15 protein-coding genes are annotated in these 12,974 nt (G+C 55.6%); 10 read left to right on the plus strand and 5 right to left on the minus strand.

Going from position 1 to position 12,974, the window contains the following annotated elements; genetic code table 11:
- Positions 1-2 precede the first annotated feature (2 nt).
- From KKH3_RS10260 to sctU, 9 genes are read left to right on the plus strand one after another with little or no spacing between them, the layout of a single operon-like run.
- On the plus strand, positions 3-938 hold the full coding sequence (locus KKH3_RS10260) for an FHA domain-containing protein (RefSeq protein ID WP_039358966.1): 936 nt from the start codon (positions 3-5) through the stop codon (positions 936-938).
- A complete protein-coding gene (gene sctN / locus KKH3_RS10265; protein WP_039358969.1) occupies positions 938-2,305 on the plus strand; it encodes a type III secretion system ATPase SctN in 1,368 nt (455 codons plus the stop codon). Before KKH3_RS10260 ends, sctN begins: the two co-directional genes overlap by 1 nt.
- Entirely contained in the window at positions 2,295-2,732 is a 438-nt protein-coding gene (locus KKH3_RS10270; protein WP_039358972.1) for a hypothetical protein, read from the plus strand. The genes sctN and KKH3_RS10270 overlap by 11 nt, the downstream gene beginning before the upstream one ends.
- Positions 2,729-3,250, plus strand: coding sequence for a type III secretion system HrpP C-terminal domain-containing protein (locus KKH3_RS10275; RefSeq protein WP_039358975.1), 522 nt, complete (start codon positions 2,729-2,731; stop codon positions 3,248-3,250). Before KKH3_RS10270 ends, KKH3_RS10275 begins: the two co-directional genes overlap by 4 nt.
- The gene (gene sctQ / locus KKH3_RS10280; RefSeq protein ID WP_039358979.1) at positions 3,247-4,392 is read left to right on the plus strand and encodes a type III secretion system cytoplasmic ring protein SctQ; all 1,146 of its coding nucleotides are present in this window, start codon (positions 3,247-3,249) and stop codon (positions 4,390-4,392) included. The genes KKH3_RS10275 and sctQ overlap by 4 nt, the downstream gene beginning before the upstream one ends.
- The gene (gene sctR / locus KKH3_RS10285; protein ID WP_039358981.1) at positions 4,389-5,042 is read left to right on the plus strand and encodes a type III secretion system export apparatus subunit SctR; all 654 of its coding nucleotides are present in this window, start codon (positions 4,389-4,391) and stop codon (positions 5,040-5,042) included. Before sctQ ends, sctR begins: the two co-directional genes overlap by 4 nt.
- Before the next feature lie 7 nt (positions 5,043-5,049).
- A complete protein-coding gene (gene sctS, locus KKH3_RS10290) occupies positions 5,050-5,310 on the plus strand; it encodes a type III secretion system export apparatus subunit SctS (protein WP_010302163.1) in 261 nt (86 codons plus the stop codon).
- 6 nt (positions 5,311-5,316) lie between these two features.
- A complete protein-coding gene (sctT, locus tag KKH3_RS10295; RefSeq protein WP_039358984.1) occupies positions 5,317-6,120 on the plus strand; it encodes a type III secretion system export apparatus subunit SctT in 804 nt (267 codons plus the stop codon).
- A 10-nt stretch (positions 6,121-6,130) separates the two neighbouring features.
- Entirely contained in the window at positions 6,131-7,210 is a 1,080-nt protein-coding gene (gene sctU, locus KKH3_RS10300) for a type III secretion system export apparatus subunit SctU (protein WP_039358987.1), read from the plus strand.
- A gap of 127 nt (positions 7,211-7,337) precedes the next feature.
- On the opposite strand, the gene KKH3_RS10305 is transcribed toward sctU, so the two are convergent.
- Entirely contained in the window at positions 7,338-8,270 is a 933-nt protein-coding gene (locus tag KKH3_RS10305; protein ID WP_039358990.1) for a LysR family transcriptional regulator, read from the minus strand.
- 143 nt (positions 8,271-8,413) lie between these two features.
- Between KKH3_RS10305 and KKH3_RS10310 the strand changes: the two genes are divergently transcribed.
- Entirely contained in the window at positions 8,414-9,832 is a 1,419-nt protein-coding gene (locus KKH3_RS10310; RefSeq protein WP_039358993.1) for a M20 family metallopeptidase, read from the plus strand.
- 95 nt (positions 9,833-9,927) lie between these two features.
- Here the strand turns inward: KKH3_RS10310 and KKH3_RS10315 are convergent, their stop codons facing one another.
- The 4 genes from KKH3_RS10315 to menC form a co-directional block, all read right to left on the minus strand.
- Positions 9,928-10,248 (minus strand): helix-turn-helix domain-containing protein, encoded by a 321-nt coding sequence (locus KKH3_RS10315; protein ID WP_039358997.1) that lies wholly within the window; start codon positions 10,246-10,248, stop codon positions 9,928-9,930.
- Positions 10,241-10,678: a type II toxin-antitoxin system RelE/ParE family toxin gene (locus tag KKH3_RS10320; protein ID WP_080756531.1), complete on the minus strand. Its 438-nt coding sequence runs from the start codon at positions 10,676-10,678 to the stop codon at positions 10,241-10,243. The genes KKH3_RS10315 and KKH3_RS10320 overlap by 8 nt, the downstream gene beginning before the upstream one ends.
- Positions 10,679-10,718: 40 nt before the next feature.
- The gene (locus tag KKH3_RS10325) at positions 10,719-11,543 is read right to left on the minus strand and encodes a MetQ/NlpA family ABC transporter substrate-binding protein (protein WP_039359000.1); all 825 of its coding nucleotides are present in this window, start codon (positions 11,541-11,543) and stop codon (positions 10,719-10,721) included.
- Positions 11,544-11,861: 318 nt separating this feature from the next.
- The gene (menC, locus tag KKH3_RS10330; RefSeq protein ID WP_039359003.1) at positions 11,862-12,974 is read right to left on the minus strand and encodes an o-succinylbenzoate synthase; all 1,113 of its coding nucleotides are present in this window, start codon (positions 12,972-12,974) and stop codon (positions 11,862-11,864) included.

The raw sequence follows: 12,974 nt of genomic DNA on the forward strand, positions 1-12,974 counted from the left end.
CCATGTTTGAATTACGCGTGCTGACTGGTTTACATCGCGGTGCGGCACTGCCGCTCTGTGGACATACCTGGCGCATCGGTGCAGCCGATGACGCCGATCTCGTGCTTTACGATCCCGGCATTGCGCCGTATCACGGCCAGTTGGAAAAGACCGCTGACGGCTGGGTACTCAGCGCACAGGATGGCGCGTTGTGTAATGCGGAAGGCCATACCGTCGAACAGATTGACGCTCTGCCACCCGGCACGCCATTTGCGCTGGGGCAGATTTGGCTCTGCATTGTGGCGGCGGATACCCCCTGGCCTGACGACAGCGAAGCCCCTCCGACCGCGGAAGAGCACGTTCCGTCTGCGGATATGCCTGCCGACGAACCACCGGTTCATGCCGTCGCGCCGATTCCTACCCCCGCCCCCGCAACACGTCTGCCGCTATGGGCTAAAGCCAGCTATTTGCTGCTTGGTGCGTTGCTGCTGGTGATGGTTGGCAGTTGGCAGCTACAGGAGAGCGTCGCAATGCCCGCGGCTCCGTCGCCGCAGGATACCCGTAAGCCGCTCGGCACGCTGCCACAATTGGAAAGTACGCTGCGCATTATGTTGCAGGAGCGGGAACTGAGCACGGCCGTGAAAGTGGCGGCGTATCAAGATCGCCTCACGCTTACCGGACAATTAACGCCGGACGATCAAAAAAAACTGGAACGGATGCTCGCCCAACTCCACCAACGTTATAGAACCGCGCTGTCCGTGGATAACCGCACGCAGTTGAAAACGGAGCAACTGCCGTTTCAGATCGTTCAGGTGACCAGCGGGTCGCGCGCCAACGTCGTCACGGCGGACGGTCAGCGCTTTTTCATCGGCGATGAGATAGACAACCTGCGTCTGGTAAGAATTGATGAGCACCAGATTGAATTCAGCGGCAGACAACAGATAACGGTGAACTGGTAATGCAGACACAACCTTCTTCTTTTCCGCTGCTCGACCAGTGGGTCGCCCAGCAGCGCCAGCATCTGGCGAACTACGCCCCCGTGGAGAAAAAAGGCCGCGTGATGGCCGTCAGCGGCATCTTGCTGGAGTGCAGCCTGCCACAGGCACGTATTGGCGATCTGTGCTGGGTGGCCCGTCAGGACGCCAGCCAGATGATGGCCGAAGTCGTAGGGTTCAGCCCGGACAATACCTTTCTTTCCGCGCTCGGCGCGCTGGACGGCATCGCTCAGGGTGCCACCGTGACGCCGCTGTATCAGCCGCACTGCATTCAGGTGTCGGAACGTTTGCTAGGCAGCGTGCTGGACGGGTTTGGTCGCGCGCTGGAAGACGGTGGCGAGAGCGCGTTTGTCGAACCGGGTCATGCTACGGGACGCACGCAGCCGGTACTGGGCGATGCCCCGCCGCCGACCTCCCGACCACGCATCAGTCAGCCGCTCCCTACTGGGTTACGCGCCGTCGATGGCCTGCTGACCATCGGTCAGGGGCAGCGTGTCGGCATTTTCGCCGGTGCGGGCTGCGGTAAAACCACGCTGCTGGCAGAACTGGCACGTAATACGCCGTGCGATGCCATCGTTTTCGGGCTGATTGGCGAACGTGGCCGCGAACTGCGCGAATTTCTCGATCACGAACTGGACGATGAACTGCGTAGCCGCACGGTGCTGGTGTGTTCCACCTCTGACCGCAGCAGTATGGAACGCGCCCGTGCGGCATTCACCGCCACCGCCATCGCCGAGGCTTACCGAGCCGAAGGCCGTCAGGTACTGCTGATTATTGATTCTCTGACGCGTTTCGCCCGCGCCCAGCGCGAAATCGGTCTGGCGCTCGGCGAACCTCAGGGGCGTGGCGGGCTACCGCCGTCGGTCTATACGCTGCTGCCGCGTCTGGTTGAACGCGCCGGACAAACGGAAGACGGCGCCATCACCGCGCTCTATTCCGTGCTGATCGAACAGGACTCCATGAACGATCCGGTCGCCGACGAAGTGCGTTCGCTGATCGACGGGCATATCGTGCTCGCCCGACGACTGGCGGAACAGGGGCACTATCCGGCTATCGACGTGCTGGCCAGCCTGAGCCGCACCATGAGTAACGTCGTGGATACCGATCACACCCGCAATGCGGGCGGCGTGCGACGCCTGATGGCCGCTTACAAACAGGTTGAAATGCTGATCCGCCTCGGTGAATACCAGCCAGGTCATGACGAACTGATCGATTCTGCCGTCAACGCGCATTCAGAGATCACACAGTTTCTACGTCAGTCGATGCGTGAACCGATGCCGTATGGCGTGATTCAACAACAGCTCGCCGGAGTCAGCCGCTATGCCCCATAACACCGAACGCGATGCGGAGTTACAGACCGTGTTGAACCTGCTGATGCCGATACGCCGCCAACGCTTAAGCCGCAGTGAACGCCAGCAGCGGCAGGAAGAACAGCAGTTGATCCGAATTGCGGAGCAGCAACGCCATCATCAGCAGCAGGTCGACATGTTGCGACAGGCCAGCCAGACGCAGCGCGACCAGTTTGCCCAAGAAACCCAGGGGCGACCCCAAACGCTGGAAAACCTGAAAAAGCGTCTTACCGCCGAACAGCGCTTACTCAGTGAGATAGCGACAGAAACACAGCAAGTGCAGGCCACACAGCAACAACGCCACAACCAGCAATGTCAGGTTGATCGCGCCCGAGACGCCACTCGCCAATGCCAGAAAGCGGTGGAGAAACTGGACTATCTGCTTACGTTACCTCAGGAGCACGTATGAATAACCGACAGATTGCGTCACCCGAATCCAAGGCGACGCAAAACGCGCAGGCCGCGCTGCACGGCAAATCCTCACGCGCAGACGATCCACAACATAGGAATTACTGGGAGGCTTTCACATTTTCAGACGGCTTTGAAGACGCGTTCTATCAGGAAGCGTCTTTCGTCTTAACACCGGGCGGCCCCATCAACGCCCCGCCGTCATTACACAGTGAGGCACCGGATAGCCCACAAAACGTGACGCCGTCACAATGGCAGTCGCTGCAATGTGAGCTGATTGAGGCGATCGACAACATCTGCGCCCCGCCGTTTGCCTTCAGCCTGCAACTGCCGCAGTTAGGCGATATCGATGCGCGTTTAGCCACGCTGGTGCCGCGCGGCTGGGATATTTCCCTGCGTTTCAGCCGGGAAAGCTACCACCAGTTAAAAGATCGGCGTGAAGCCTGCCGTCATTCGCTCTCCAGTGCGCTGGGCTGTCCGATAAATCTGCGTTTTGATGCCAGAGAGTATGAGCAATGAATCCGAATCTACAGCACATCAGACCGCTGACGCTGCCGTCCCTGTGCGCGCAGCACGCCCGTATCCGATCGGCGTTGGCCGCCGGATTATCGCTGCCATTTACCCGCGACGGACTGGCTGGCTGTCTGGACCTTCAACTGGCAAATGTACGCGAGCAGGCAGAAGACTCGTTTACCACGCAGGCAAGCCGTTGGCGGAGCGATATCGGTAATCTCTCACTGACCGATCCGTCTCCTGTACTCAGTCTGCTGTCGGACTGCCCGCTGCTGCCCCTCACAGAAGACGATGACGCAGCACAGGAATGGTACTGGACACTCTACAACCAGTCGCTCAATCCCGTACTGCGGACGCTGATCGGGGAAATCTATCCGCTGAGCCTTCCTCAGAAAGAACAGGATTCAACAGAGCAGAATCACAATGCTGCCTGGCTCAGCGTGAGCTGGAACGGCATGACCGTGCGCAGCCAGATGCAGGCCGCTGACGCCGTCTGGCTGGCGCTATTTTCCCGTTCTGACTGGCACCGCCAGCGCCACGCGCTCCCCGCAGGCATGGCTATCACTATCCCGCTCACGCTGGCTGATGCCGTACTGCCGCTGTCCGCGTTACACGGTTTGCGTACGGGCGATCTTATTCTGCCTCATCGCCCGTGGTTTACGCCTTCCGGCGAGGGAACACTGTCATCCGGCACGCTACGTCTGCGCGGAGTACTCCAACTCGCGGCGTTCGCCCCCTTTACCTTTACCGTTACCGACATGGAGACTGTCTCAATGCCCTCGTCCGCTACCGACACGATGTTAACCGCCACGCAGCCAGCTACTTCAGCGCTTGAATTCACGCCAATGAGTGACAACGTCACTGAAAACCTCCCCCCGCTGCCGGTCACCTTACATATTCGCTGTGGCAGCCTGACGATGACGCTGGCGGAATTGCAACACCTCGCCAGCGGTAGCGTGCTGACGCTGCGCGACGTAGTGCCGGGGCAAGCCTGGCTGTATCACGGCGATATCGCTTTGGCGAGTGGCGATCTGGTCGATGTGGAAGGCCGTCTGGGGCTACAGATTACCCAGTGCTTTTCCGTACCAGCACCCAAACTGCCGATAGCGTCTGAAGAACACGCCGCCGAACCGGAGCTGGCACCATGACCTCGGGCGCGTTCGATCCGTTGATGTTTGCGCTCTTTCTGGGCGCACTCTCTCTGATTCCGCTGATGATGATTGTCTGCACCTGCTTTCTCAAGATTGCGATTGTGCTGCTGATTACCCGCAACGCCATTGGAGTGCAACAAGTGCCTCCCAACATGGCGCTGTACGGTATCGCACTCGCGGCAACGCTGTTTGTGATGGCACCGGTGTTTCAGGACATCACCACACGTGTACAGGAAAAGCCGCTGGATATGACCGACATCACCTCGCTTCAGGCCAGCGTGACCTACGGGCTGGAGCCGCTGCAAACCTTTATGTCACGCAACGTTGACCCTGACATTCTTACCCATCTGCATGAAAACAGCCTGCAAATGTGGCCTGCCTCGCTATCCGAAAAGGTGAATACGCAAAATTTGCTGCTGGTGATCCCGGCTTTCGTGCTGTCGGAACTACAGGCCGGATTCAAAATCGGCTTCCTGATCTATATCCCGTTTATCGTCATCGACCTCATCGTCTCAAACGTGCTGCTGGCGCTGGGGATGCAGATGGTCGCGCCAATGACGCTCTCGCTGCCGTTAAAGCTGCTGCTGTTCGTACTGGTTAACGGCTGGACGCGGCTGCTGGACGGCCTGTTCTACAGCTACCTGTGAGGCTGCGATGGAAATAATCACGCTTTTCCGTCAGGCCATGGTGATGGTCGTGCTGCTCTCTGCGCCGCCGCTGCTGGTTGCGGTGATTGTCGGCGTGCTGATTTCACTGCTACAGGCGGTGATGCAGTTGCAGGATCAGACGCTGCCCTTTGCCGTCAAACTGATTTCCGTCGGGCTGGCGCTGGCGCTCTGCGGGCGCTGGATTGGCGTAGAGTTGATGCAGTTGGCTATTACCGCATTCAACATGATTGCGCACACCGGGGTATAAATCCGCATGATCGCCACCATTCAGCACGTTTACGACTTTATCATCGCCATTACGCTCGGCATCGCCCGGCTGTATCCCTGCTTTATTTTGGTACCGGTTTTTTCACTCAACGTGCTGAAAGGGATGACACGCAACGCCGTGGTGATTTCCCTGACGCTGCTGCCGGCCCCCATCGTGCAGCAGCAGCTTCTGCTGACGCCACTTTCCTGGCCGATGCTGCCCGGTCTGTTGCTGAAAGAGATCATTGTCGGGCTGCTCATCGCATTGATTCTGGCGATGCCGTTCTGGTTGTTTGAATCCGTCGGCGCATTGTTCGATAACCAGCGCGGAGCTCTGATGGGCGGCCAACTCAACCCCGCGCTGGGTTCGGATGCCACGCCGCTCGGCCATTTGCTGAAACAGACGCTGATTCTGCTGTTGATTATCGGTATCGGCCTGAAAGGGCTGACGCAGTTGATTTGGGACAGCTACCAGATCTGGCCGGTGCTGTCCTGGCTGCCCGCGCCGGGCGAACAAGGGTTTGAGGTCTATCTCAGTTTGTTGGCTGACACCTTCACGCATCTGGTGGTGTACGCCGGGCCGCTGGTCGCGCTGCTGCTGCTGTTGGAATTCAGCATTGCGTTACTTAGCCTGTATAGCCCGCAGCTTCAGGTGTTCGTCCTGTCTATTCCAGCCAAGTGTCTGGTGGGAATGACATTTTTCATCGTCTACTTGCCCGTATTGCAATATTTAGGTGACCACAAACTTCAGGGGCTACCGGATCTCAAGCACCTGCTCCCGCTGATTTTTACGGCATCGAACAGCGAATAAGGCGGAGCTGATGAGTGAGAAAACCGAAGAACCCACAGATAAAAAACTCGAAGACGCACGCCGTAAAGGGGAAGTCGGGCAAAGTCAGGATGTGCCTAAGCTGCTGATCTGCGTCGGCCTGCTGGAGTGCGTACTGGCGCTGGCGGACAGCACGATGGGGAAACTGCAAACGCTGATACAACTGCCGCTGCAACGGCTGGATGCACCGTTTGCGCAGGTGGCGAAAGAGGTGTTCCACGACGCCGCCGTGCTGGCGGGCACGCTCTGTTTGCTGGCAGCCGCCATTGCCGTGCTGCTGCGCGTGGTGGGCGGCTGGCTCCAGTATGGTCCGCTCTTTGCGCCCGAAGCGCTGAAGCTCGATCTCAACCGCCTGAACCCCATCAACCAGTTCAAGCAGATGTTTTCGATGCGTAAACTGGTGGAAATGCTGACCAATATCCTGAAAGCCGTGGTGATCGGTACGGTCTTTTATAAAGTGGTGGTGCCGGAGCTGGAGGCGCTGGTCGAATTGGCCTATGGCGACCTACACGGCTTCTGGCAAGGGGTTAAAGCGCTGCTGACGCGCATTGCTCGCACCACGCTGACGGCGCTGCTGGTGCTGTCCGCACTGGATTTCGGCCTGCAAAAGTATTTCTTTCTTAAGCAGCAGCGGATGAGCCACGAGGATTTACGCAACGAGCACAAGGATTCCGAAGGCGATCCGCATATGAAAGGCCACCGCAAATCGCTGGCGCACGAACTGATGAACGAACCTGCCGCCCCGCGTCCCAAAGCCAAAATAGAAGATGCCGATATGCTGCTGGTCAACCCAACGCACTATGCCGTAGGGCTCTACTATCGCCCTGGCAAAACGCCGTTGCCGCGCATTTTGTTTAAGGGGGAAAACCAAACCGCACGCGATCTCATCGCGCAGGCGCAAAAAGCGGACATTCCGGTGATTCGCTTCATCTGGCTGACCCGCACGCTGTATCGCACCACGCCGGAGGGCCATTACATTCCGCGCGAAACGCTTCAAGCGGTCGCACAGGTCTATCGCGTCCTGCGCCAGCTCGAAGACGAGCAGAAGCGCGACATTATCGAGATGGAGTGAGAGTGAAAACAAAGACGTAAAATCGCTCGCGGAAAGATCGAGATACCCGGAGCGACCACGGGGCGAGGCATCCCTGCGGGAACCTCATCCCCGTGTTTCTCCTAATCAGTGACAGCAATCAACCGTATCAAACCGCATCGGTAGCGATCTGACTCAGATAATACGCTTCCCCCTGACGCAGCTCCGCCACCATGAAATCCAGAAAATCCTGCTGCTGGGGCGCATGGGCTTTCCCTGCCAGCGTTTGGATTTGGAGCGAACGCTGGTCAAGCTGCTTAATATTCAGCGGTTTCAGACGCATCGGTTGTTGTAAGCACTTGTACATCACGGAATAGAAGCTACAGGCGGTGACCGCGCCCGGCGTGCTCATCGCATAGTAATACAGCGTGGTGAAGTTGTTGCAACACAGGGTCGGTTCCAGAAAGGTGCCGTTCATGCGGCATGAGAGATCGAACAACTGCCGCAGCGTGGTAGAGGATTCTGGCAAGGCCAGCGGGAAAGGATGCAGATCCGCCAGTTGAATAGACTGCTGCGCTAACGGGTGATCGTCAGACATCAGCAGCATCAGCGGCGCAGGCAGTGCCAGTTCCACATTCACCCCCTGTTCGGGCGCCAGCGCAAACTGGAGCGCGATATCCACTTCACCATTGCGTATCATCTGGGACACCTGCATCGCTGAGTCAACTTTCAGCGCAAAAGTGGTATCCGGGTCATGCTGGCGGAAACGCGCAAACAGCGTCGGCAGTAGATCAAACGCCATCCCTTCCGTGCAGCCGATGCGCAGCAGCGCCCGACGGCTGGCTTTCAGCCCCTGAATCTCCGCCACGGCAGCATCCATGTCCATCATGCTCTTACGCACATGATTTTCCAGAATTCGTCCTGCATCATTCAGAACCATGCCGCGCGCATGGCGTTCGAACAGCGGCACGCCGATACGTTCTTCCAGCCGTTGGATTTGGCGACTGATAGCAGAAACGGCCACAAACAGGTGCTGACTAGCGGCACTGAGCGAACCGGTGGTGGCAACCACTAGAAAATAACGGATCTCGGAGCTGTGCATGGCGGCGTTCCTTTCAGACATCACGGGGGCATTCGCAGGTTTATATTAAAAGCAAAGCTTAATTGCAATTTTTATTATTGTTGCAAAGCTCATTTTTCCTTTAAATATCGGTAACTTCGGCACACTATTCAGCAAGGAAAGGCATGACCAGCGCAGACCTTATTCGTATCGCCTGTGAGCGTTTCGATCGCGGAGAATTTAAACAGACGCTGGCCCGTCGTATTGCCCATGCCAGCGAGAGCCAAAAATCCGGTAATCGTCCCGCGCTGAACCACTATCTGACCGACGAGATCCAGCCCGCGTTGCAGGCGATGGGGTTCAACGTAAGCCTGATTACTTCATCGGATGAACGTTATCCTCCTTTTCTGCTGGCCGAACGTATTGAAGATCCCAGCCTGCCGACCGTGCTGTCTTACGGCCACGGCGACGTGGTTTTCGGTGATGAAGAAAACTGGCGCGACGGGCTTACGCCCTGGGAATTGGTGGAAGAAGGCGATCGCTGGTACGGGCGCGGCAGCGCCGATAACAAAGGCCAGCACAGTATCAATCTGATGGCGCTGGAGCAGGTGTTTCAGGCACGCGGGCAGCGTTTAGGTTTCAACTGCAAACTGCTGTTCGAGATGGGCGAAGAAATTGGTTCACCGGGGCTTGCCGAGCTGTGTCACCAGCATAAACAAGCGCTGGCCGCCGATATCTTTATCGCCTCCGATGGACCGCGCCTCAGCGCAGAACGCCCGACGCTGTTCCTCGGCTCTCGCGGCTGCATCAATTTCCGTTTGTGCATCAAGGCACGCGATCGAGCCTACCACTCTGGCAACTGGGGCGGACTGCTGAGCAATCCGGGCACGCAGTTGGCGAACGCCGTGGCCAGTCTGGTGGATGGACAAGGACGGATGAAGATCGACGCCCTGCTGCCACCGCCGTTAACGCCCGCGCTGCGGGAAATCCTCAGTACCATTGACCCCGCAGGCAGCGAGGGCGATCCGGCGATTGATGAAAATTGGGGTGAAGACGGTCTCACGCCTGCCGAACGGCTATTTGGCTGGAACACGCTGGAAGTGCTGTCGTTCATTACCGGCAACCCGAGCAAGCCGGTGAATGCCATTCCCGCCGACGCCACGGCGATTTGCCAGTTGCGCTTTGTGGTCGACACCGACTGGCAGCATCTGGCGCAACATGTGCGCCAACACCTCGACCAGCACGGCTTTACGCAGGTGGAGATTGAGGTACTTAATACCTCTCCGGCGACGCGCTTTAACCCTGAAGATCCGCTGGTGAACTGGACGCTGGCGCTGATGCAGCAAATTAGCGGCAAACAGCCCGCGCTGTTACCGAATCTGGGCGGCTCGCTGCCTAATGACGTGTTCGCCGACATCCTCGGCCTGCCGACGCTGTGGATCCCCCACTCCTATCCGGCATGCGGCCAGCACGCGGTCAACGAGCACCTGCTGAAATCCGTCGCCCGCGAAGGGTTAGCGATCATGACTGGCCTGTTCTGGGAACTGGGGGAGCAAGGCGATACGTTACTAGATGAACACAGAGGGTATGCACATCAGAAGTGATGTTTAGAACCTGGTCACTGCTGTATAAACGCAAAAGTGGCCGTATCAAACGGCCACTAAACGCAATGAAACAACCATTTATCTTTACTGTATCATCAAAGAATAGCACTTAAGCCTTTTCTCTCGATGACCTCCAGTATTCGTAACGCCGCACCCGTTGGTGCGCTTACTCCACGTTCCCATTTCTGAACGCTGTTGGCTGACATATTAATGATGCCAGCCAGTTGGCTTTGACTAATTTTTTCACGCTCACGGATGGCCCGCACTCTGCTCGCGTCCATACTCGCGCGTGATTCCGTTTTTTGACTTTCCGCTACCAAGCGATTGATAGCGTCAAGGTCTACGTCACTGGCCGTTCCTGCGGCATGTTGACGCTGAATCATACTCTGTATATTTAATAAGCGCTTATCAACCATTTATCACCTCAACAAGCTCTTTGTTTTTAAGGTCTGTTTCGAGATCGGCATCAGATTTATTTTTAAACACCGTTGACGCAATTTTAAAAGCTGCCAATACATCATCGGGAATTTCTTTCCCACGCATTGATACCGTGTTTTTCTCCCATCCTTCAAAGAAAAACACCTTACCTTCTCGATGATAAGCCACTATTGTCCGAGCACCGCTACGTTTACCCAGACTGGTAGCAACGCGCTTTTTATAAACACCGCCACCGAGGCCTCCTTTATCTGGATGATCCATAATGTCTGCCGCAATATCACGTAACTGTTGATCGGTTATGCCTGATTTTCTGCGAGATTTATTGTAGTGACGCTCAACAAAAATCCTTTTTTGTCCCATGTTTTCCCCATAAAAAATGCCCGATATTACTATGGTAATAACTACCATAGTAATATCGGGCAATAGCGTCAACCGATTCGGGAGTCGTTTACTCGGATTGCGTGCCTTTCTTCATCCACTCAGGCTTCTGGAACGCGTGGAACATGGAGTTTTTGTCCTCAAAGAACGCGGCGAATTCCGGGGATTGAACGGCGGCTTTCAGATCCTGAGCAAACGGTTTGTCGGCATCCTCCGCACGTACAACAATCATGTTTTTCAGATCTTCCGGCAGCACATCCAGTTGAATCGCGTCAGACAGGTTCAGACCAGCGGAAATCGCGAAGTTGGCGTTAATCAGCGAGCCGGTTACGCCGCCCAGCGCACGCGGTAGCTGTGCGGCTTCCAGCGGTTTAAAGACCAGCCCTTTCGGGTTTTCTGTGATGTCACGCAGCGAGGCTTTTGTCGGCGTAATCTCTGGATTAATCTTGATCAGGCCGTATTTTTGCAGGAAATCCAGCGAACGCGCCAGGTTTGACGGATCGTTTGGCAGCGTCACGATATCGCCCGCTTTCAGCTCATTCAGGGAGCGGACTTTGTTGGAGTAAAAGCCCATGCTCGCTGTCGGCACGGTGATCACTTCTGCCAGTTTCAGCCCTTTATCCGCGCTGAAACGATCAAGATAACGGCGGTTTTGGAACAGGTTGGCATCGATACTGTTGTTCGACAACGCCAGATTCGGCTGGATATAGTCGCTGAATTCACGCACTTTTACGTCGTAGCCTTTTTTCACCATTTCCGGCTTGATCGCTTTCGTGACCATGTCGCCATACGGCCCCGGCGAGACGCCGATGGTGATTTCTTTACCTGAATCTGCTGCGTAAGCCTGAGAGATGCCCAACATCAGCATCAGTGGAATGAGTTTTTTCAATCGCATCGTCGCGTTCCTGTCTGTCGATTTAGTCAGTCTTTACCATTATTTTGGACGTAATAAGTGCCATGATATTGATGACGAAGTAAGGCGGGCAGAGAGCGTGGGTAGATCGTAAAGACGCTGTAAATACATCCCTGTACGCTCGAGCCCCGCCATCCTTGGCGCGGACGCTTTACTCTTCTATCCCACGCTCTCTGTTGCCATGTCGTATAACGATTATGGGCGTCGTAGCGCCCTGTTCTATTTTTATAACGTTATTCCCTGGTGTTGGATAACGTTTTACTGCTCACTTTTTACTACAACGGTTTATTAAATAATTAGTTAAAACAAAAAGGTTTCCTGTCCGTAGCAATATTTTTCGTACAGTTCAGGGTTAATGTCGAAGCCGATTCCCGGCTTATTTGGCACCGCAACACAGCTGTCTTTGTCTAATTCGACAAACGGCAGCATGAAGTCTTCATGCCAGTAGCGGGAAGATGGTGGAATATCGTGCGCGTAGATAAAGTTCGGTAGCGTAGACACTGCGATGTTGTGCGCTTTACCAACCGCCGTATCCAGCATACCACCGCACCACACCGGAATATTGTGGGCCTGACAGTAGTCATGAATCAGTTTGGTTTCAGTAATACCGCCCACGCGTGCGACTTTAATATTGATGATTTTGGCGCTGCCCAGCTCTATCGCCTTACGAGCATCTTCTACAGACGCAATGCTTTCATCCAGACAGATCGGCGTATTCACCGCTGCCTGAAGTTTGCGATGGTCGATAATATCGTCGTGTGCAAGTGGCTGTTCGATCATCAACAGATTGAATTTATCGATGCGCTTAAAGAAATCGATATCGTCCAGCGTGTAGGCGGAATTGGCATCCACCATCAGCGTGATATCACCAAACGTCTGACGCAGTGCCGCAATATAATCGTAATCTTTTCCCGGCTTGATCTTTATTTTGATGCGCTTGTAGCCTTCATTCACGAAATTATCGACCACGCTGACTAATTGATCCGGCGTGTCCTGAATACCAATACTGACTCCCGCTTCGACGTTATTCCGCACGCCGCCCAGTAATTGATGCAGCGGTACGCCTTTTATCTTCGCGTAAGCATCCCAAATACCGCCTTCGATTGCCGCTTTAGCGCAGTTATTACGCTTTACCGGAGCAAAAATATCGCGCACCTGTGAAGGATGCGCAATATCCCCCGCCTGCTTAATCATCGGGATCAGGAAATCACGCATAATATGCCAGGCGGTAACGTTGGTTTCTTCGTTATAAAACGGCAGCGAAATGGCCGAGCAATCGCCGTAGCCAATGTGTCCGCCAGCATGCACTTCCGCGATGGAAAAGTGTTTTTCCGTCTGCGTCGCAAAACTGGTCGTAAATGGCGTTTTCAGCGCCATTTTCATTTTTCTTAATACAATTTTGTCTATTTTCAT

The organism is Pectobacterium actinidiae, assembly GCF_000803315.1.
Classification (GTDB): domain Bacteria; phylum Pseudomonadota; class Gammaproteobacteria; order Enterobacterales; family Enterobacteriaceae; genus Pectobacterium; species Pectobacterium actinidiae.